We start from the raw sequence: 21,927 nt of genomic DNA, 5'->3' as shown, positions 1-21,927 counted from the left end.
GACACAGGGGTGTATAGACACAGAACCAAGAAAAACACGATCCATACGATCCCAAGAGAAATCTGCTAACAAATGACGCAGGCGTTGTGCCATGCGATGGAGATTGAAATAATGACGAAACCGGGTTTTTATGCTAATACCCGATTGACGTGGTTGATTGGGATCAAGCTCCCAAGGATGAAAATAAAAAATAACTGGCTGCTGTTCGTATTGATTAACTCGCGCAATTGCCGCCTGTGATATTGCATAGGGATATAATCGAAAATAACCACCACCGCCACAGGGAAAACGCTTTTTGAATAACTCAACCGTACTAATGGGAATTTCACTAAAACCTGGTTCTTTTACTATTGGAAAATAACGAAAGCGCGGTGCATTAGGAATACCATAGAGGTCATGGCGAATAGGATAAATACTTGAACTGTATAAGTATCCAGCCGCACATAGTTCCTCATGCGCCCATTGATTATCTTGATTAATCGAATAACTCGCCGCCCGATAACCGATAACAGCAACTCCAGCTAAGTCTTCAAGCAATGCTTTAGTGCGACGAATATCAACGCGAAATTCCAACGGCGTTTGATAAATAATACGTTTGTGTTCATAGCCATGACTAGCTAATTCATGACCTGCATCGACCAAACGACGAATCATGTTTGGGTAACGTTCAGCAATCCAACCTAAAACAAAAAAAGTCGCTTTAATTTGCGTTTCATCAAATAATTTTAAAATCAAATCCATATTGCGTTCAATTCGGCACGGCAAATAATCCCAGCGATCACGCGCTATGTGCTTTTCAAAAGCAGAGACTTGAAAATAATCCTCGACATCCACTGTCATGGCATTGCGTATAACTGTTCGCAAAGGTGTAGTATTTTGCAATTGCATTATCATATTTATCCTTAACAATAGCTAACGATCCCATTGCGATTGCAACCCTAACATGATTCGATTTTCGGTATATTCGGTGTCTTTACGCAATCCATAAGATAAACCAACACCTGTGTGGCGCGTCAATTGTCGTACAAAACCAATTTCTGCATGACGTGTCGTGCGGTCGCTAGTTTCATTATTGAGGACATTGGTTGTTGACTCTGTAAAAGAGTTAGTTTCGCTAATTTGATCCCAATCTAAAGCCAAGTTTAATGCTGTTTTTGTATTTAAGCGCCGTGTCCATGTCAAACTACCACGCCATGTTTTGCTCTCTTGTTGATCACTTGTAGATGCGCGCACACTATAATTCAGTGCAATGTCAAACAGATTGCGTCCGGACTGTAACGCATAACTTGTATTAAAATTATTAGCAACGAATACCTGATTATCAGATGTCTGTAATTGATTAGATGATAAAAAGTTAGGATCACTGGTGTTTGGCGTCATTTGTTCACCTAGCCCGTTAGTAAATTGAAACGCTTTTGATTTTAATTGTTCATTATGTGTGGTTGTTAAAGTACGCACAAAACTGGCAGTCCAATTAGAACGCTGCTGCTGATGTTCCCATTCTAATAACGGTGCAATACCAAAATAATGACCATTAACACCCACCTTTAATGAGGTGCGACTGCTTGGCATCCAAGTGGTCGAAGTTTCCCATTCTAAACCATGGGTTTCATCTGTCACATCACTAGTAGCATAGTCATTATCTTCATAGCCAATTAAGCTGTCATATCGCCAATGTGTATTGAGTTGTTGCCCATAGAGCAAATTGGCAGAATTAAATTGGCTGTTATCTGTGTTTTGCTTTTCTGTTTCCAATTGTAAGCCAATGGCGGCATCATTCAATATGGGTCCACTGCCCAATTCTAAACTGCCGCGATTAGCATGACTATCTTTGGTTGGCGCTAATTGATTAACAGGTGACATATCATCCTTTGCCAATTGATCGCCGTCGGTATAGATCACCCCATTTGTTTCAAATTGAAGTGATAGCTCTAACCATTGTTTCAAACGGCTTTTATAGGATGGACTAATGCTGTACATATAAACATTTTGTACATTGCCAGTTGGGCTGCTCGCATCTGCCCCCGAAATAGCCTGTGTATTGATTTGACTTTGCCCAGCTGATGTGTGCGCATCAAGAAACAAGTGTTCTGCAACTAATTCAAAATGACTATTTGCTTGCAGGTGATGATACAACTGCGGGTCAATATCAGCTGTTGAATACCTCAAGTATTGGGTTGAATAGGCCAAATCAAGTTCGGCGTTTTTGCCTTTACCAGTCAATACAATACCGGGGGTTAAACTTACAATAAAAGCATCTTGTTGTTTTTGTTGGGTGCTAGGAGCGATAGTAAGAAATAAATTGTCTGTATAAACCGTTTCCAAATTAACTTGCCGTGTCAGTTGCCATTCGCCTGCATTGGTTAGCGGCGCCACACAACTGAGCAATACCCCAAGATAAACAAATAAAATTGCTTTAGTCACAAGGAGAGGGCAATAAAAGTTGACTGTAGTTAATATTGCTGATAGCATTTTTAGTGTACTTTTATTAAACAGTCATTTTGACTGATAAATCTATAGTAAGTTTTTTCTCAGAAAAATTTTAAGCAAAATAACCAACAGTGCGCGGATGTCATTCTTTCTCTATCAATGGTGATTTTTCCACATCACCCATTAATCGATGATCCTTATAGCCATAGTTTGTACCGTAATAACGATTGCCGAGCCCGGGACGGTATTTATTCAAAATCAGGCCAATAATTTGATTTTCACCCAGACGGCTGATGGCATCAACGACAGCATATTGCGGCGTTTGTTCTGCTGCAACTACTAACATAATTTGCCCCATTTTGCTTGCTAATACTGCACTTTCTGTCGTAACCAATAGCGGTGGTGAATCAAAAATAATGACACGATCATGATAGCGTGATGATAATTCATCAACTACAGTAGTCATACGTTCACTTGCCAATAACTCGTTAGCGCCTTCATGCAACCGTCCCGCGGTAATGAGTCGAAAATTGTGAATATTGGTATGCACCAGTACATCCGCAACGGTTTCATAAGTACCTTCCAATAAATCAATAAATCCGGCACGATTCTGAATATTCAAACGACTGGCAACTGATGGGCGGGCTACATCACCATCAACTAATAACACAGTGCGATCACGTTCTGCGGCAATACTCATTGCTAAATTGATCGCAGTAAAGGTTTTGCCTTCATTTGGCAACGCACTTGTCACCATAATCAAATTGGCGTTATCCGCAATATCGGCACCTTTCCTATCAATATTAGCTAATAGCGGACGTTTGATTAAACGGCATTCTTCCGCTAAGGTTGAACGGCGTGCCGGAAAGGTTAATAATTTACTAGCATACAACTGTTCTAATTGTAAATGTTCGAAGCCACCTGCCAAACGAGTGTCATTAATGTTTTGTTTTTCTGGCTTGGATACATGGGTACAAGACTGCGTTTCATGTGGTGTGGAGACTATTGGTTCAAGGTGATGAACATTTGTAGTTTTTTCCACTGGTGGTGTCATTGATGGCGCCGCGGGCGGTATAGCCGGTTGGAGTTTGGCTATCGCTCGTTCAATACTGTTCATGCTATTTTGCCCGGTGCTAATTTAGCGCACCCAACTCGATAAAGGTAATATCATGACGGCGGCTGACATGATAAATAAGCCAATAGTGAGCAAGAGAAATGGAATTAATGTCAATCGTTTTTGACGGATTTTGTCGCGGGTTTCTAAAAAACTTACGACGCCAAAAACGGGTAAATGCGTATGCCGATAAAGTGTCCGGCTATCATCAAAAATAGGACGTAATAAATCAATTAATAACGCTAATGCCATGCCAGCACCTATTGCCACTATGAGTACAGCGATATTAAAAATTTTACGATTTGGTGCTGAAGGTTTTGACGGCACTGCCGGTGGATCAATCACTCGAAATCGGACGCCTTCTGATGTTTTTTCTACCTGCTGTGATAAGCGGGCTGTCTCACGCCGTCCAATTAACTCGGCGTATTGTGCGGCAACGGTTGTATAATCCCGATTTAAGCGTTTTAATTCGGCTTCAATATTCGGAATGCTATCAATCTTGCCAGAGAGGTTTTCAACTTTTTTCGTTTGATCTTCTACACGGGCGTTTAATGCGGCAACTTGCGCATCGGCTTCACTGAGTGCCACCCTTAAGCTGCCATAAACCGTGTCTGCCGACATTGTGCTAGGTTCTTTTGATGCCTTTTTAGCGGGTGCTTTAGCGGCGAGTTGTTGACGCAACTCTTTAATTAAGCGCCGCAAATCAATCACTGCCGGATGTTTTTCCGTATAATGCAACAATAAGGCGTTTAATCGTTGTTCCAGAGCAGTAATTTGTGGATTAACTATATCAGTTAGTTCCTCTTCTGACGCCGTGTTTTCAATCATACTGGTTTCAGATGCCAGTTCTTGTAATTCAATTTCGGCTGCCATTGCATCACGCCGTTGGATTGCTTCACGCAGGGCTAATTCCGCATCGGCTAACGCGGTTTTTTGTTTATCTAATGAGCCGTAATAATCACTTTCACTACCGGGCATTAATCCGACATATTGACGTTTAAAATCGGCTAACTTACGTTCGGCTTCCGTTAAACGATTTTCATATTCTTGAATTTCTTGATCGAGAAAATTCTTGGCGGTTGAACTCGCACGTTGATCGCTAATTAAGGCTTCGTCTATAAAGATGTCCATTAATGCCTGTACAACCCGCTTGGCTTGTTGCGGATTGGTATGCTCGAAGGTCACTGAATACATCGATGGATTGGTACGTTCACCTTGTAAAGCAATTTTGTTTTTAATTCTTGCTAATAACGCGGTGCGCTCGTTATCATTTTTAATGCCCACATCCATGTCACTTGCGCGTGCAACTCGATCGAGCGTTTCTTGATTGAGCAACATTTTGCTCATTAAATCAACGCGTTGGACTAAATCAGGCTGTACTGTTAATCCCTGTAATAAAGGGCGAAGTATGCTATTGGTATCAACGAATACTCGTGCTGATGCTTGATAGCGGTCAGGCATTTTAGCGACAAAATACCAGCCACCTAATGCAATCGCCCATGCAACAATTAAAGCAACCCAGCGGTAACGCCACATGCCGCGCATGTAGGCAAAAATTTGCGCTAATAGTTCGTGCATTATTTAATCATCAGTTATTGATTATTAAACTGTCAATTGCACGATATAAATATAGCGAGACTCGATGATTATCATTCTGTTCAATCACATCGAAGTCGTATTTATCCCGAGGTCACGCAGCGCCATCAAGGTTGTCTGTGCTAATTCTGGTAAAGTAAACAATAACGGTGTGATTTGTGTCATATCAGTATGCTGGGCGGCACGTTCTAGGGTAGCGGCGGCGGTGGCTAGATCGGTGGCTCCGAGGTTGGCGGCGCTCCCTTTAAGTAAATGCGCAACACGTTTAATCTGGTCAAAATCTTCAGCCGCCTGCGCCAGTTGGAGGGCAGTTAACTGCTCATGCAATTGTTCGGCGAATTGAGTTGCAACGGCATGAATGTCATCTTCTAAAATCATGCGTAATTCACTGATGATGTCTAAATCTAAGAGTGCCATATTAAAAAATGTCAATATGTTTGAGTGTATTGATGATCTGCGTTAAACATGAACGTAGCAACGCGGCACTGTCGTGGGGTGATGCCATGTGTTTTATTCACGAATTAACCTGCAAAACGTTTCAGTTAACGGCGGAATTAACCTGTTATCATAACATAGCCTCCTTGTCGTTAAGCAGCAATAATGGCACACGCAGTCACACCGCGTTTATAGTCAGTTTCGTCGTTGTAAATAATAATAAAAAATTGTAGCATAAAACTCAGTGGGATAACAAATGAGTATTACACCCGCTGAACGCTGTATTCAACAAATAACCTGTCAGGTTATGTATTAAACGATAAGATTTTCAGTAAACCTAAATTTTATTTTTCAGTAAATGACAATTCAAACGCTCTACTCAATTATGCGTAACTATAATATAAACGAAACGGTTTTACCCTACACTCTAAATAGCATGATCCACTAACCGTAGCAAGGTAACGCATTCGTGGCTGACCCTGAACAAATTCTTGTTGTTGATGATGACCGTTCAACCCGCAGTCTGTTGCGGGGCGTTTTAAGTCGCCAAGGTTACCATATCGCTGAAGCGAGCAATGGCGTAGAGGCGGTCAATCTATTTCAACAACATAATCCCGCGCTCGTATTACTTGATGTATTAATGCCTATCATGGATGGGTTCACTGCCTGTACTGAAATTCGGCGCAGCGACCGAGATGATACGCCAATTATCATTCTAACCGCTGACGATGATTTTAGTGCAATTGATCGTGCTTTTGATGTTGGTGCTACCGATTTTATTTTCAAACCAATTAACTGGACTTTACTCATTCAACGGGTACGTTATGCGCTGCGGGCGGGCGCTCTCAATCGTGAAGTACGCCGCAATCAAATGCGTCAAGATTCTGCCCGGCGTTTGTCTAAATTATTATTTTGGGAATGGCAACTGAATAATGACCAGCTCCATTGGTCAGATGATTTGAGTATATTACGCGATATTGTGGGACATGAAATTCACACTTCGGATGAGTTTTTTAATATCATTCACCCTGAAGATCAAGGGCGAGTGCAGCGCACACTACAATTAGTGCGACAAGGCGCCAGTCACATTGATATTGAACTGCGCCTGCGTGTGAATGGTCAAATTCGTGTAGTGCGTATGGTCGGTGAACGCGGTAAACAAGTCCGCGATCAGGATCAAGTTTTTGGTGCTTTGCAAGATTTAACTGATTCACGGCGCGCCGAAGCATTGGCTGATTATCTTGCCTTACACGATGAATTAACCGGCTTAAATAATCGCCGTTTATTTATTCGTCAAATTGGTGATGCTATTACCGAAATTCAACATGGCGATGATGACCAGCACTCGATGTTATTTGTCGCGTTTATTGATCTCATGCGCTTTCATCGTCATAATGACGCATTAGGACAAAGCACTGGCGATTTATTACTACGGCGATTTGCTGGCCGTTTAGGTAAATTAGTTCCCAATCCCGGCGCCGTTGCTCGCGTTGGCGGTGATGAATTCGGCATCTTATTGCGCTGCACCGCCCAGGATAACGCATTAGACCGCTTTAATGCACTATTGGCTAATCTCAGCCAACCATTTTATTTAGACGGCAATACCGACGCTTTTTTAACCTATACCGTCGGCATTGCACGTTATCCAGATGACGGGGCGGATGCCGATGAATTATTAGCAATGGCACAAGAAGCCCAGCGGTTAGCGCGCAATCAAGGACGCGGTTTAGCATTTGCCACTAGCGATCAACAATCTGGTTCACGTTCATCCGAAGCATTAGCATTAGAACGCGATTTACATCGGGCATTAGATAATGAAGAATTCTTTTTAGTTTATCAACCGCAAATGGACTTAAGACAAGGACAAATTGTCGGAGTTGAAGCACTATTGCGTTGGCATCATCCCGAGCGTGGTTTAGTCTCACCTATTCAATTTATTCCAGTTTTAGAAGACACCGGGTTAATCACACGCGTAGGCGATTGGGTTATAGCCGAAGCCTGTCGTCAAAGCGCACAATGGTCAGCGCAAGGTCTTATATTGCGTGTCGGCATTAATCTTTCCCCGCGCCAATTTCTAGAACCAACACTCTTTGATCGTGTCATGTTGTTAATTGCCGAAACCGGCGCCAACCCAAATGAAATTGAATTAGAAATTACCGAAAGTTTAGCAATGCAAGAACCGGCTACAGCCATTGCGTTATTACAACGGTTCCGAGCTGCTGATATTCAAATTGCCATTGATGACTTTGGCATTGGACATTCATCATTAGAATATTTGCTCAAATTTCCAATTGATGCAATTAAAATTGATCGCGCATTTGTGATTAATGTGACCAACGCTCTAGCAGACCGTGCTATTGTGCGCGCTGTGACAGCAATTGGCCAAACCCTCGGGTTAAATATTATCGCTGAAGGGGTTGAAACCTTGCGTCAATGCGACTTTTTAGAGGCACTAGGTGTGACCGAAATTCAAGGTTATCTCATTGGAAAACCTATGCCCCCCCGCGATCTAATAATGCTATTACAAACCTTTTCACGCCCCGGATTTTAAGTTAACGAGTTTATAGTTTAATTGCTTGCATCGAACCACAAACCACGCCCGCAACACCGTCACGACTGTCAATGTCTTTTTCTGTTGAATCACAACTGCTATTAGAACTCATGCTGGCCGTTGGCGAAAGTACCCAATTGGATACGATGCTACGGCGCTTTTTAGTTGAAATGCTGCGCCTGCTGAATGGCAGTGGCGGCGTCATTGTTCAATTAGCCGCTGAAGACCCTGATTATAACGAAACCGAACTCTTTAGCTGTTTATTACCACGCACCTTACCCCGCAGTCGTTGTTATAGTACGTTTTGCGCCCAGTGGCCACCAGCGCGACTCCACCAGTTACTATTACAACAACCCGATGAATCACCGCTAGTTTCATTACACGAAGAATGCGTTGTCCATGCATTTCGTTTAACAGGATTTGGACTACTTATTTTCCTGCGCAGTCATGAAATTGGAATGCTATCTACCAGTTTTCAACAAGCTTTTATTCCAGTCACCCGCAAATTAGCGAATGCCGCCCGCGCCTGTTTATTTGAAGAACGCTTGTGCCGTCAAACGCAACGGCTTGAATTAGCCAGTCAAGCGGCAGGGATTGGCATTTGGGAGTGGGATATTAAACATCAACGCCTGCATTGGGATGCACACATGTTTGATATTTTCGGCGTCGCACCAGATGACTTTACCGGCTGTTTTGAAGACTGGACTCAGCGCGTTTATCCAGATGATTTGCAACCTATTCTACATCATTTACAAACTATTTTTAATCAAGGTGAACGGTTTCATAGTGAATTTCGTATTTGCCGGCCGAATGGTGAGGTGCGCCATTTGCGTTGCTATGCTGCTATTACGCGGGATGAAGCGGGACAACCAGAACGGATGGTTGGCACCAGTTTTGACATTACCACACAAAAATTAGCCGAAATAGAAATGCGCCAAGCGCGATTATTAGCGGAACAAGCCAATCGCGCTAAAAGTCAATTTTTAGCGAATATGAGCCATGAAATTCGCACCCCCATGAATGGCATTATTGGCATGACCGAATTAACATTAGATACGCCATTAAGTACCACGCAGCGTGATTATTTGACTATTGTGCGCACTTCAGCCGAAAATTTATTGTCTATTATTAATGACATTCTCGATTTTGCCCAAATTGAAGCGGGTCGAATTGCGATTGTACGTCAACCGTTTAGTATTCACGCGACCATTGCTATTTTATTAAAAAAAATAACTGCTCGAGCCAGTCATAAAGGACTCACGGTCGCCTGGTCATTACCCGCTAGTTTTCCTAATCAAAGTTTGGGTGATGCAGATCGTTTGCTCCAGATATTAATGAATTTGTGTGACAACGCATTGAAATTCACACCGCGTGAGGGTGAAATTCGGGTACTTGCAACCATTGCTTCCACCGATCATAATCAGGAGCTGCTGACCATTCAAGTGAGTGATACTGGCCATGGTATTCCCGCCGATCAATTGGGGCGTATTTTTCATGCGTTTACTCAAGTAGATGCGTCAAGCACCCGCCGATTTGGTGGCACTGGTTTAGGTTTAACGATTGCTACATCATTAGTTGAATTAATGGATGGCCGATTATGGGTGGAAAGCGAAGAAGGTGCTGGGAGTGATTTTTTCTTTACGGTGCCATTAGGAAAAATTGATGCCATAGCGCGCCCGCGTTTTAATAGTAATGTGCCAGTTTTATGCGCGGCGGTACATCCATTAACACAAGCAACATTAGAAAGTTGGCTAACCAATTGGGGAGTGCAAGTTGCGACAGCGGCAACTACAGCACAGATACTTGAATTAGCGCGACATCGCCGCGAGCTTGGCCAAGCATTCGGCGTGTTTATTATAGATAACACACATCAGTCATTGAATGGATTTGCATTGGTACGAACCTTATTCGCCGAACAGTTGCTTGATAATGCGCAGGTGGTCTTGTTAATTGCTGATACGGCGCAGGAGCAGGTATTCAAACTCGGTGAATATCAGATTGCAGCAATATTAACTTGTCCGCCAACGCCAGATGAATTGTGGCAAATCTTGTCGCAGTTATTTGCAATCCGTTCGCAGTCATCTCATGGACAATTATTAGCGCGGCCGGCGGAACTATCGTGTACCCCGCGCCATGTTTTATTGGTCGAAGATAATAGTGTGAATCAAAATTTGGTGGGAACGTTATTGCGCAAATGGGGCTACGAAGTCACCTGTGCTGACAACGGACTAGATGCGATTGCGCATTTTCGCCCAGGCCTTTTCCACTTGGTATTAATGGATATGCGAATGCCGCACATGGATGGCATTGAAGCAACGCGGCAGTTGCGTATGATGGAAAATAATACCCAGTCACGCACGCCAATTATTGCGATGAGTACTAATGATCGGGCGAGTGATCGTGAGGCATGTTTAGCCGCCGGCATGGATGAACATTTAATAAAACCGCTGTGCGCGGAACAAATTCAAGCAATGCTCATGCGTTTTGTATCAGCAAATAGTGGCGCTAATTAATTGCGCACCTCGGCATTTATTCGCTTAATATCCAGGCATCTCATAGTTAAGATGTGGCGAGCGGGTGAATCGCATCATTTGCAGTGGTGGCACGATATTTTGAGTATCATTAAATGATGTGCGGCGTTTTTAGCACATTCTACGCATTGGATTTTATAATGAAAACGAGATGTAGTTTATTTTCGGTTTTAACACAATTTTATGTGTGATTTATTGCTGACCAACATAGCGAATCAATCGCTGCCATTACAGTCATTGCCGCCCTTTTTGCGCGCATTATTGGTGACAGATGGCACGGTCACGAAAATGTTGGAAGCCTATTTTTGGGAACCCATTCAGGTTGTCACCGTGTCACAAGAGTTCATTATGGCCGACACGGCATTTCCGGCCATTGCGGTGCAATGTGGTGATGCGGTTCTCATTCGGCAGGTGCAATTGCGCGGGGCAACTAGTGATGCGCAATATGCGCAGGCGTATTCGGTGATTCGCACCGCGAAAATTCCCGATCATTTCCGCCAGCGTTTAATTGATCGTGAATTAGGCATTGGCACGTTAATTCGGGATAGCGGTATGGAAAGTTACCGCGAGGTGATGGAGATTGGTATTGCCGCGCCAGCACCGGATGCTATTATTAACGATATTCACGCGGTATTTCGCACTTATCGCATTATTATTGCCGGTCAGCCGGTGATTTTAATTACCGAAACCTTTTCTATCGAACGCTATCGTTAAACGCCCCGCTGGCACACTTGGGCGGGCGGGTAATTTTTTCACGTCCGGGCTACTCAATTCAACCGCACTCGGGTACGATAGCGAGTTTATTTGCGTCACTTGTTACCCTGTCATTCTGTATCGGAACACATCATTAATCATGGTTAAAATTCGCTTATCCCGCGGCGGCGCCAAAAAACGCCCTTTTTATCAAATCGTTGTCGCTGACATCCGCAGCCCCCGCGATGGTCATTACATTGAACGCATCGGCTTTTTCAACCCCCGCGCTACCGGTGGCGAACAGCGCCTGCGTCTGGATCGGGCGCGTGCCAATCACTGGCTCGGCTGTGGCGCCCAACCGACCGCCCGCGTTGTCCAACTGCTGCAAGAAGCCGCCAAGCTCGGTGAACCAGTCAGCGCCTAATCGCCTGATTACACTGGGGAAAATCGCCGGGGTGTTCGGCATTCAGGGCTGGGTGAAGGTGCATTCCGCCACCGCGCCGCGTGACAACATCCTGCGCTATTCTCCCTGGCGATTGCGGCGTGGCGATCAGGACGTCGGCAGTTATCGAGTGCGCAGCGGTCAAGTCCACAACAAGGGGCTGATTGCGTGGCTCGACGGCTGCGATGATCGGGATCAGGCCGCGGCGCTGGTGGGGTTGGACATCGTGATCGAGCGCCAGCAACTGCCACCGCCGTCAACGGATGAGTTCTACTGGGTTGATCTGGAAGGGTTAACGGTGGAAACGGCCGCTGGCGTCACGCTCGGGCGGGTGACTCATTTGCTGACCACCGGGGCAAATGATGTCCTCGTCGTTCACGGCGACCGCGAGCGCCTGCTGCCATTTATTTGGGATCAGGTGATTTTAGACGTGGATTTTGAGCGCGGGCGGGTGCGGGTGGACTGGGATCCCGAGTTCTGATTTGACCATTCCAATCGCCCGCCCGCCCGCCGCCGCTATCCAATGTTTTGAAACCCTGACCGCTCATTGATCGCCAACCCATCGCCAGTTTTGTCACCATGCGCTTTGATGTCATCACCTTGTTCCCGGGACAATTTCGGGTATTGACGGCAGAAGAGGGCGTCATTGCCCGAGCGCTGGCGCGGGGACTGGCGGAGTTGCACCTGTGGAATCCGCGTGATTTCAGTCACGACCGCCACCAACGGGTGGATGATCGTCCCTACGGCGGCGGGCCGGGCATGATTTTGCAGGTCGCCCCGGTGCGCGCTGCCATCACTGCCGCTCGGGCCGCAGCACCCGCCAGTCGGGTGATCTATTTGTCACCACAGGGGCGGCTGTTAAATCACGCGGCGGTGGCGCAGTTGGCCACGGCCAGCGGGTGGATTTTATTAGCCGGGCGTTACGAAGGCATTGACGAGCGCCTGCTGCTGCGCGACGTGGACGAGGAGTGGTCAATTGGTGACTACGTTCTCAGCGGTGGCGAGTTGCCGGCGATGGTGTTAATTGACGCGGTGATTCGCCTGCTGCCCGGGGCGCTGGGTCACGCAGAATCGGCGCAGACTGATTCGCACGGTGACGGCTTGTTAGAGTGTCCGCACTACAGCCGTCCGCCAGAAATTGATGGGCAAGCAGTGCCGGCAGTGCTATTGAGTGGCGATCATCAAGCAATTGCGCGCTGGCGGTTGCAGCAGTCACTCGGGCGGACGTGGTTAAAACGCCCGGCGTTGCTGGCGCAGCGCGAGTTGAGCGCGACGGAACGGAGTTTGTTAAACGAATTTATTGCCGCACAGTCAACCAGCGCGGCAGCTTCGCAACCGATACATTTTTCTTAAGCATTAGTGAGCAATGCTCAGTGACGCTTAACTGCCAGTCCGAAGATTGGGGTGTATCTACCAAGGCTGCAAAAACGGATGTTTTTACAGCGCGAACTCTTTGATGCGTTTCAAGTTTTACGCCAGCAACTCGTGCTGGCAACCGCATACTCGAACTTGTTAAAGAGCGTGATTGAGCAGCACGGGCTTGGTTATCGCCATAAAATACATGCTACCCAGTCTTAGGATAACGACGGATTTTTGCACTGTCAAAATGGTTCTCTGTAGATGAGAATTCCTCAACTATGTTAAGCAAAGCACAGTTTATTGAATACTATGTGGCAACCCTTGGAGAGTAAAACTGATGAGTAATATCATTGCTGAATTGGAACGTGAACAGATGACCCGCGAGGTGCCGGCCTTCGGCCCCGGTGATACGGTGGTGGTGCAGGTCAAGGTAATTGAAGCCAACCGCGAGCGCCTGCAAGCGTTTGAGGGCGTGTGCATTGCCAAGCGCAATCGCGGGATGAATTCCGGTTTTACCCTGCGTAAAATCTCGCACGGCGAGGGCGTGGAGCGGGTGTTTCAAACCTACAGCCCGGCGATTGCCGATATTCAGGTCAAGCGGCGCGGTGATGTGCGGCGGGCTAAGTTGTATTATTTGCGCGACCGTTCGGGTAAGTCAGCGCGGATTAAAGAAAAAATCTAACGTCGCTTTCCTGCCCATTTCTTCGGCTATCCCACGCTGGCATTTTTCACCCACCCGCCGCGCCAGCTTGGGAAATTCCCCTTCCGCAGTTTTTCTGTCACGATTCAGCGCGAACTCAACCGTTGGTGGCTAGGCATGACTGAAACTTTCTACTGGTACGATTACGAAACGTGGGGCAGGGATCCGTGGCGGAGGCGCCCGTGTCAGTTTGGCGGGGTGCGCACCGATGCGGAGTTGAACCCGATTGGTGCGCCGCTGGTGCTATTTTGCCGCCCGACGAATGAGCTGTTACCCGAGCCGGAGGCGTGTTTAACCAACGGGTTGACGCCGCACCGCTACTGGAATACGGCGCGAGGGGCGGCCGAGTGCGCGGTGGCAAATCACCATTTTGACGGTGACAGCGCCGCCGCGCCGCACCAGTGCCACGAAGCCGAATTTGCCGCCCGCATTCGTCACGAATTGGCGTGGCCGGGGACGTGCAGCGTCGGTTTTAACGCCCGCCATTTTGACGACGAAGTGACGCGAATGTTGTTTTACCGCAACTTTTACGATCCCTACGCGCACGCCTATCAAAACGGCAACTCGCGCTGGGATTTAATTGACGTGATGCGCTTGGCACACGCGCTGCGGCCGGACGGTCTGGAATGGCCGCAAGTGGACGGGCGCACCTCGTTCAAACTGGTTGACCTGTGCCAGGCCAACGCGATTGTGCCGACTGGTCGCCCGCACGACGCGCTGGTGGATGTGCATTTAACCCTCGCGCTGGCGAAACGGCTCAAAACCACGCAGCCCAAATTATTCACCTACGCCCTGACGTTGCGTGACAAGGACGTTGTCAACACGTTCGCCGACAAACCCGCCCCGTTCCTGCACGTTTCCGGCAGTTACCCGCCCGAACACGGCTGCATTGCACCGGTGCTGGCGCTGGGGCGGCTGTCTGAAAATCCCAACGCCGCGCAGGTGTTTGATTTGCGCCACGATCCGGCCGAGTTGGCGGATTTGTCCGTCGCGGACATCCGGCAGCGGTTAATTGCGCATTCTCAGCCGCCGCACTTGCGCATTCCAATTAAACAATTGCGCACCAATACCGTGCCAATGGTCGCGCCGTTGAATACACTCACGCCCGCGGCCGCCGAGCGTTGGGCAATTGATCGTACATTAGTTGAATTACATGCGCAGCGGTTGCAGCAATTATTACCAACCGTGCAACTTAAATTGCGCGAGGCGTATGCGCAATCTAATACCGCAGCAGCGACGGCAATTGATCCCGAATTAGCATTGTATTCGGGCGGCTTTTTACCCGCAATTGATACGGCATTATTTGAGCGGTTGCGGGCGATGACGCCTGAGCAATTAGCGACGCACCCATTTCGATTTAAAGATCAACGCCTGCCGACCTTGTTATTTCGCTATCGGGCGCGCAATTGGCCGGAATCATTAAATGAAATCGAGCGCGAAGAGTGGGATGCGTGGCGCTTTGAACAATTCACCGCACCGGTGGCAAATGATGAAACAGCAATTGATTATTATTTGGCGGAAATTATGCGCTGCCGCCAGCAATGCGGTAATGATTCAACGCAATCGGCGATTTTAGATGCGCTGGAATTGTGGGCCGAACAGGTGATGGATGCGGGGGATTAAAGGCTGCTTGTCATTGTGAACTCGAAATACGAAATTATCATTTATTGGAGTCATGAAGACAACGCTTATATTGCAGAAATCCCAGAACTGCCCGGCGCAATGGCGGATGGTGCAAGCGATCAAGAAGCATTCCGTCATGCCGAAATCGTCATTCAAGAATGGATTGAAACGGCGCAAAACATGGGGCGATCAATTCCTGAACCGCGTGGCAAGTTGATGTATGTTTAAACAGTTGATCTGGCATTAGAAATGTGAATTAAACACATGATAAATACGGGCAGTAAACTCTAATCAAAACATGTATCCGGAACAACTCCAGCATTTCAAAAATGTTGAAAACTTAGGCGGTAAAGCGTGGCAACACGCGGTCGCACTCGATCTATTAACTACCGCCGACATCCAAGATTGTTCAATTGAATGTTTGCATTATCAGCACATGTTTGAACTGTTGTTTAAACATGTATTGGAAACAAAAAGTCAATTCGGCGCGTATAGCAGAACGCATAAACTGCAAAAACTGTTGGAAGAGGTGATTGCTAATACCGCATTCAAAACTGATAAGACTCAATACCTGATGGCGTTGCAAGTCATTACCGTTTGCGCTGAAGAATATCGGTACAATTTTTTAATTGATTGCGATGGCTACCGGCAGAGCGTAGCGGCGTGTGACCAGTTATTAAAAGAATTACTTGCGTTTGAAAAAGCCGATCATACGGCGCGGTCATAACCACGCCAAAGTCATTAAAAATGCTTGACCAATATCTCAACCGCATCACGCAGGGCGATTGCCTGACACTCTTTCAGTCCATTCCCGACAACAGTATTGACATCACCTTTGCCGACCCACCATTCAACTTAAACAAGAAATATCACAGCACGAATGACCGCCTGGCGCTTCAAGCATATTTGAATTGGTGCGAGCGGTGGTTAAATGAAATGGTGCGCGTGACCAAACCGAGCGGGTCTATTTTCATTCACAATATCCCGAAATGGTTGACCTATTACACCGCCGTATTAAATCAAACTGCCCAGTTTCGCCATTGGATTAGTTGGGATGCGCCGACTTCACCAATGGGCAAGACGTTACAGCCCGCGCATTACGGCATTTTGTTTTACACAAAAGACATTAAACAGCATAAGTTTTACGAAATACGCTATCCACATAAACGCTGTCGAAAATGCAAGATTTTGCATAAAGATTACGGCGGGAAAAAATCATTGCTGCACCCATTTGGGCCGCTATTATCTGACGTGTGGACGGATATTCACCGCATCAAACATCATAAATACCGCGATGCGCATCCGTGTCAATTGCCAATTCATTTATTAGAACGAATCTTGTTAATGGCAACGGATGAAGGCGACATCGTGCTGGATCCATTTTCCGGCACCGGCACGACGGCTATTGCGGCAAAACGGTTAGGCCGACAATTTATTGGATTTGAATTAGATCAGGAATACGCCACCATTGCGTCAACTAAATTGACTCAGGAACAGTTTCATTCCAAACTGGGCGCGAGTTGGGTGAGTATTTATTTAGATCAAATCATCACGTTGCGCGATCAAGACTGGACGCAATTAACTGCGTATTACACGCAGCCGAAGACTGCTGAAGATATTGACACAAGAACGCTGACCATTAAACCTGACAATTACGCGGCGTCGTTATTTGATAGATTACACGAATAACGCAATACAACGCGGGCAATCGCTGAATAGATTTTTGGCAATTAAGACCGCCCTGTTGTATGTAAATACACCGCCCGCGACGGCGCTTGTTGAATAACACGGGGAATCTCCGACAATCCAATGACCGCATCCGCCGCGCCCAATTTAACCGCCTCTTTCGGCATCCCGTACACAATACAAGTCGCCTCATCTTGCGCAATGGTCAGCGCCCCCGCCTCGTGCATTTCTAATAACCCCCGCGCCCCATCATCGCCCATGCCCGTCATAATGATACCGACCGCATTAGCGCCGACGGCTTGCGCGGTTGAACGAAATAACACATCCACCGACGGGCGGTGACGGCTGACCAGCGGGCCGTCCTTGACTTCGACCACATATTGTGCGCCGCTGCGCCGCAATAACAGGTGCGCACTGCCCGGCGCAATCAACACCTGTCCGCTCAAAACCCGCTCGCCGCTGCGGGCTTCGCGCACCTCAACCGCGCACAAACTGTTTAACCGTGCGGCAAACGCGGCGGTAAATTGCCCCGGCATGTGCTGCACCACCACTATGCCCGGTGTGGTGCGCGGCAGTCGCGTTAAGATATACTCTAGCGCCTGGGTCCCGCCAGTGGACGTGCCAATCGCCACCACGCGGTCGGTGGTTGCCACCAGCGGTCGCGGGCTGCGCTCGGCAATCACGGCATCGGCGGGGCGTTTAGCGAGCGGGGCGGCGAGCTTATCCAATCGCGCATAACTCGCCGCCTTGACCGCATCACCGAGCAGGGTTTTTGATTCCTCTAAAAATTGCCGCAATGCCATTTTCGGTTTGGTAATGATGTCAACCGCGCCGGCACTCAGCGCCTGCATGGTCACTTCCGCACCTTTTTCAGTCAACGTTGAACAAATAATCACCGGCGTCGGGCGCTCTTTCATTAACTGCCGCAAAAACGTAATGCCATCCATGCGCGGCATTTCAATATCCAAAATAATGACATCCGGCCATTGCGTATCAAACGCTTTGCGCGCATAAATCGGATCACGCGCACTGCCAATGACTTGAATATTACCAAAACTATTCAGTTGCTCGGTTAATACCTGTCGCACCACTGCCGAATCATCAACAACAAAAACTTTAATTGTCATGCACCGTACTGCCTATTATTCTCGCATCAACTTTACCAAAAATCCACATTCTTTTTTTCTTGCTGTGTTTTCAATTCTTTTTCAAAGTAATGCTTTTCTTTCACAGCAATTTGTGCGGCACTGCGGATTGGAATGCGGCGCATATACACCGAATAATCTTCACTTTCAAAACGAATATGACGCCCAATTGATCCGCCCAAATCCTGCGCCACTAATGGAATGCCATCTTCACGCAAATAGCGTTGTACAAATTCCATATTGATTTTGCCAATGCTGAAACGGGCGGGTAAATCCTCTAAATGTGTTGCCAATACATTACCACCGCCAAAGGCTTTTGCTCTCAATCGCTCGCGGCGCGCCCCTTTTTTTAACATTGAGTTAATTAACAGTTCCATGGCCCCCATGCCATAACGCCCAGCATCAGATTCTAAAATGGACTCGGCCGCCGGGTGCTGTGTCGCCAATAAAAAATGATTCATCCCAATTAAACGAATCGCCGGGTCATATAAACACACAGAGACACAAGACCCTAATAAAGTGGATAATACCGCCGGATGACGGGCGACATGATATTCCCCGGGATGCAGGATTTTTTTCTCAACTGTCGGCACAGATGTAGGGAAATTATTCATATCCCAGTCGTGAAAAAAATGATGCAATTGTGCATAGTAATACGCCTATTCGTTATGCTGATTTGCGAAATACAGAAGGGCGCACCGGTTCCAACGATGTTTTAATACCATGTAAAGATTCGACATGACTAATAAATAGATAGCCGCCGGGGAGAATTGAATTGGTAATACCATTGAGCACCAATTGTTTGGTTGGGAGATCAAAATAAATTAACACATTGCGTAAAAATACAATATCAAATTGCCGTCCATCATTGCGTGCTAACTTTAAATTATGTTCTTCAAACCGGACACGACTTTTGAGCTGAGGAACAATTAACAAATTGCCAGCTTGAGCGCGCACACCCTTTAGACAATATTTATTCAACCAATCCGCCGGTAAATGTCTGGCGCGATCCAGCGGATAAAGCCCCTGACGTGCCGTTGTCACCATTTTAGAACTAATATCTGATCCTAATATTTGCCAATCACTATTGCCGTAACGCTCGGCTAAAATCATTGCTAACGTATAAACTTCTTCACCTGAAGAAGACGCAGCACTCCAAATACGCGGCGGTTTTCCGCGGCACTGCGGCAAAATCTCGTTCATTAAAAATTCAAAATGCGCCGGCTCACGATAAAAATATGTTTCATTAGTGGTTAATAAATCAACTAATTGTTGTCGTTCACTTTCTTTACCCGGTTGTGACAATAAGTCAATATACGCATCAAAACTTTGCAGTCCATAATGGCGCAGGCGTTTTTGTAAGCGTGAACTCACCAATTGCCGTTTGTGTGGTGCTAGGTTAATTCCAGCTTTTTCATAGATAAACTGACGAAATCGTTCAAAGGCCTGGTCAGAAATCGGTTCTACCTCAAGCGCCGCCGTCAGACGTGCATAGGATGACGACGCTGTCGGTTCGGGATTCGGTTTCCACATGAATATTACCCTAATAAAATAAATGTTAATTGCTTAACTAAATGCAATTATTTTAATAAGTATTTTAACCTAAGTTGAATACTCTTCAATGCCAATCTTAAAAAAATCCATCGTTTTTTGTAATTGTACTGCCTGAGCGCTCAATTCTTCCGCTGTGGCGGCTAATTCTTCGGAAGCCGAGGCATTTTGCTGCGTTGCCTTATCCAATTGCACCATTGCTTCACTCACCTGTACAATCCCCTGCGTTTGTTGACCAGATGCCATTGTAATTTCTTCAACTAAATCGGCGGTTTTAATAATGTTTGGCACCATTTGTGTTAAAACTAATCCGGCCTGTTCAGCAATTGTAACGCTATTAGTCGCCAACTGATTGATTTGTTGCGCTGTCACGGCGCTATTTTCTGCTAATTTACGCACTTCCGCCGCAACAACGGTAAAGCCTTTACCATGTTCGCCGGCGCGGGCTGCTTCAATTGCCGCATTTAATGCTAACAAGTTTGTTTTATATGCAATGTCTTCAATCATACGAATTTTATTCGCAATTTCTTTCATCGCATTCACAGTGCGCATTACCGCTTCACCACCACGTTGTGCTGCTTCTGCTGATCCTTTTGCAATTGCATTGGTCACTTGTGCATTATCAGTATTATGCCGCACCGATACATTCAATTGTTCAATGCTGGCAGTCGTTTCTTCGACACTCACCGCCTGTTGATTAGCACCTTGACTTAATGCTTGAGCGGTGGCATTGACTTGAGTAGATGCTGAAGACAAATTATCAGCCCCGACACGCACTTCATTTACAATTTGACGCAGCCGTTCAACCATATTGTGCATATCTTTGTACACACCGCGTAAATGATGCATGTCAAATTCAATTACTAATTGACCATTCGCAACCTGTCGTGTGACTTCGGCAATCACCAGTGGATCCTTGCCTAATTGAGCGAGAATACTCTGAATAATTACCAAGGCGATAATAATGCCAAATACGAATGCAAAACCCGATAAAAGCGAAATAATTACGACGGCACGTTGTGTATCCGCTTGTACTCTGGGTCCAATTGAATTTTGATCCTTAATATACGAATTCTTTACCAAATCAACAAACATGGCAAATTCCGGACCTAAAACGTCTAGTGTGCCAGAAACGATTTGATGACGACCTTCAACCACCTTGGCTAATTGATTAAAATTTGTCAAATACTGATTCGTGAGTTGTAAAACCTCATCGAATAATCGGTATTGAACTGTGTCATGCAGCAAGTCTTTTAATTCAGTTAAATGTTGATTAAACGTCTGCCATTCTTGTCGAAAGCGTACCACATTGTCTGGCGTACTTTGATCAATAAAAGCACGGACATAAATGCGTCCTGTCAATGAACTACGCAACGCAAAAAAGGTTTTAGTAGCAATTTCCGTATTCTGCGTATGGTGAGTGGTGTCTAGCAATTGCGATAATTTATTACTAATGTTAATACCGAGTGTTGTAAGTACTTCATCAACAAGTCGGTTGCGTTCATGTGTTTGTTTAATCACAATCTCAAACGCTTTTTCATAAGCCTCAATATATGCACCAGCATTGATAAGATTTGCAGTGCGCTCAGGATCATGGACAGTTAGTGCAATTTCGTTAATCTGACGATGGGTTTCAGCAGCATATTTTTCAAAAGCGGTTTTGTGTTGATTATCACCTTTGTGTAACAGAAACATTTTTCCACTCATACGCACCATTAACATACTCGCCTGCATTTGCCCCAACGCACTTGCTTTATCTGCCGTGTCACGATACTGAGTAAAAGCAGTCAGTTCATGATTGATCGTAAAGAATGCAAATCCACTCACAATAATGAGTAAAGCAATAAGAATACTAAAGCCAAAAGCTAACTTTTTTCCGATACCGATTGTCGCCAACATAAATTAATCCTTTTCTATTTATATTGAGTATTTGCCAGTTTATATCAGCTAAGTTGATATGGTAGGGCGATAGTTTACAACAATACTCAACTATCCAGTAATAGTAAATCGCACCTTGTAATGATGAATGAACAATCAAGCCGGGCATACCTTTTATAAAATTAATCAAGAT

At 46.1% G+C, this 21,927-nt stretch carries 21 protein-coding genes; 11 read left to right on the top strand and 10 right to left on the bottom strand.

All coding sequences use genetic code 11. The features are described from left to right. The 5 genes from HUK38_RS13230 to HUK38_RS13210 all read right to left on the bottom strand — a co-directional run. A partial coding sequence (locus HUK38_RS13230) for an XrtA system polysaccharide deacetylase (protein ID WP_238787662.1) occupies positions 1–888 on the bottom strand: 888 nt, incomplete at its 3' end. A 24-nt stretch (positions 889–912) separates the two neighbouring features. After that, entirely contained in the window at positions 913–2,424 is a 1,512-nt protein-coding gene (locus tag HUK38_RS13225) for a TIGR03016 family PEP-CTERM system-associated outer membrane protein (RefSeq protein ID WP_182584807.1), read from the bottom strand. 148 nt (positions 2,425–2,572) lie between these two features. Then, positions 2,573–3,484: an XrtA-associated tyrosine autokinase gene (locus tag HUK38_RS13220; protein ID WP_182584806.1), complete on the bottom strand. Its 912-nt coding sequence runs from the start codon at positions 3,482–3,484 to the stop codon at positions 2,573–2,575. Positions 3,485–3,568: 84 nt separating this feature from the next. After that, positions 3,569–5,122 (bottom strand): XrtA system polysaccharide chain length determinant, encoded by a 1,554-nt coding sequence (locus HUK38_RS13215; protein WP_182584805.1) that lies wholly within the window; start codon positions 5,120–5,122, stop codon positions 3,569–3,571. Positions 5,123–5,206: 84 nt separating this feature from the next. Beyond that, entirely contained in the window at positions 5,207–5,557 is a 351-nt protein-coding gene (locus HUK38_RS13210) for an Hpt domain-containing protein (protein ID WP_182584804.1), read from the bottom strand. Between the two features lie 487 nt (positions 5,558–6,044). Here HUK38_RS13210 and HUK38_RS13205 point away from each other — a divergent pair, with 487 nt between their 5' ends. The 11 genes from HUK38_RS13205 to HUK38_RS13160 all read left to right on the top strand — a co-directional run bounded on the left by HUK38_RS13205 (position 6,045) and on the right by HUK38_RS13160 (position 17,163). Continuing rightward, positions 6,045–8,126, top strand: a complete 2,082-nt coding sequence (locus tag HUK38_RS13205) for an EAL domain-containing protein (RefSeq protein WP_182584803.1) — start codon at positions 6,045–6,047, stop codon at positions 8,124–8,126. A gap of 71 nt (positions 8,127–8,197) precedes the next feature. Then, positions 8,198–10,639, top strand: a complete 2,442-nt coding sequence (locus HUK38_RS13200) for a response regulator (protein ID WP_182584802.1) — start codon at positions 8,198–8,200, stop codon at positions 10,637–10,639. Between the two features lie 201 nt (positions 10,640–10,840). After that, a complete protein-coding gene (locus tag HUK38_RS13195; protein WP_182584801.1) occupies positions 10,841–11,371 on the top strand; it encodes a chorismate--pyruvate lyase family protein in 531 nt (176 codons plus the stop codon). A gap of 139 nt (positions 11,372–11,510) precedes the next feature. Further along, entirely contained in the window at positions 11,511–11,774 is a 264-nt protein-coding gene (gene rpsP, locus HUK38_RS15260) for a 30S ribosomal protein S16 (protein WP_238787660.1), read from the top strand. Next, on the top strand, positions 11,755–12,273 hold the full coding sequence (gene rimM / locus HUK38_RS13190; RefSeq protein WP_338065422.1) for a ribosome maturation factor RimM: 519 nt from the start codon (positions 11,755–11,757) through the stop codon (positions 12,271–12,273). The genes rpsP and rimM overlap by 20 nt, the downstream gene beginning before the upstream one ends. Positions 12,274–12,371: 98 nt before the next feature. After that, positions 12,372–13,145 (top strand): tRNA (guanosine(37)-N1)-methyltransferase TrmD, encoded by a 774-nt coding sequence (trmD, locus tag HUK38_RS13185; protein WP_182584799.1) that lies wholly within the window; start codon positions 12,372–12,374, stop codon positions 13,143–13,145. Positions 13,146–13,488: 343 nt separating this feature from the next. Further along, positions 13,489–13,833: a 50S ribosomal protein L19 gene (gene rplS / locus HUK38_RS13180; RefSeq protein ID WP_182584798.1), complete on the top strand. Its 345-nt coding sequence runs from the start codon at positions 13,489–13,491 to the stop codon at positions 13,831–13,833. 135 nt (positions 13,834–13,968) lie between these two features. Continuing rightward, the gene (gene sbcB, locus HUK38_RS13175; protein WP_182584797.1) at positions 13,969–15,474 is read left to right on the top strand and encodes an exodeoxyribonuclease I; all 1,506 of its coding nucleotides are present in this window, start codon (positions 13,969–13,971) and stop codon (positions 15,472–15,474) included. 15 nt (positions 15,475–15,489) lie between these two features. Next, a complete protein-coding gene (locus HUK38_RS15430) occupies positions 15,490–15,702 on the top strand; it encodes a type II toxin-antitoxin system HicB family antitoxin (protein ID WP_182584796.1) in 213 nt (70 codons plus the stop codon). Positions 15,703–15,772: 70 nt separating this feature from the next. Continuing rightward, positions 15,773–16,201: a hypothetical protein gene (locus HUK38_RS13165; RefSeq protein ID WP_182584795.1), complete on the top strand. Its 429-nt coding sequence runs from the start codon at positions 15,773–15,775 to the stop codon at positions 16,199–16,201. A 20-nt stretch (positions 16,202–16,221) separates the two neighbouring features. Continuing rightward, entirely contained in the window at positions 16,222–17,163 is a 942-nt protein-coding gene (locus HUK38_RS13160) for a DNA-methyltransferase (RefSeq protein WP_182584794.1), read from the top strand. A 41-nt stretch (positions 17,164–17,204) separates the two neighbouring features. On the opposite strand, the gene HUK38_RS13155 is transcribed toward HUK38_RS13160, so the two are convergent. The 5 genes from HUK38_RS13155 to HUK38_RS15250 form a co-directional block, all read right to left on the bottom strand. Beyond that, positions 17,205–18,287 carry a protein-glutamate methylesterase/protein-glutamine glutaminase gene (locus HUK38_RS13155; RefSeq protein WP_182584793.1) on the bottom strand — a complete coding sequence of 361 codons (1,083 nt, stop codon included), beginning with the start codon at positions 18,285–18,287 and terminating at the stop codon, positions 17,205–17,207. Positions 18,288–18,319: 32 nt separating this feature from the next. Continuing rightward, positions 18,320–18,919, bottom strand: a complete 600-nt coding sequence (locus HUK38_RS13150; protein ID WP_182584792.1) for a chemotaxis protein CheD — start codon at positions 18,917–18,919, stop codon at positions 18,320–18,322. Positions 18,920–18,971: 52 nt separating this feature from the next. Next, the gene (locus HUK38_RS13145) at positions 18,972–19,838 is read right to left on the bottom strand and encodes a CheR family methyltransferase (RefSeq protein ID WP_182584791.1); all 867 of its coding nucleotides are present in this window, start codon (positions 19,836–19,838) and stop codon (positions 18,972–18,974) included. A gap of 69 nt (positions 19,839–19,907) precedes the next feature. Next, positions 19,908–21,755, bottom strand: coding sequence for a methyl-accepting chemotaxis protein (locus HUK38_RS13140; protein WP_182584790.1), 1,848 nt, complete (start codon positions 21,753–21,755; stop codon positions 19,908–19,910). Then, positions 21,709–21,927, bottom strand: a 219-nt coding sequence (locus HUK38_RS15250) for a hypothetical protein (RefSeq protein ID WP_238787659.1), incomplete at its 5' end; no start/stop codon positions are given. The genes HUK38_RS15250 and HUK38_RS13140, both read right to left, overlap by 47 nt.

Origin of the sequence: Thiospirillum jenense, assembly GCF_014145225.1 — a bacterium.
Classification (GTDB): Bacteria; Pseudomonadota; Gammaproteobacteria; order Chromatiales; family Chromatiaceae; genus Thiospirillum; species Thiospirillum jenense.
The sequence above is the reverse complement of the archived record's forward strand: the minus strand, read 5'-3'. Positions and strand labels throughout refer to the sequence as shown.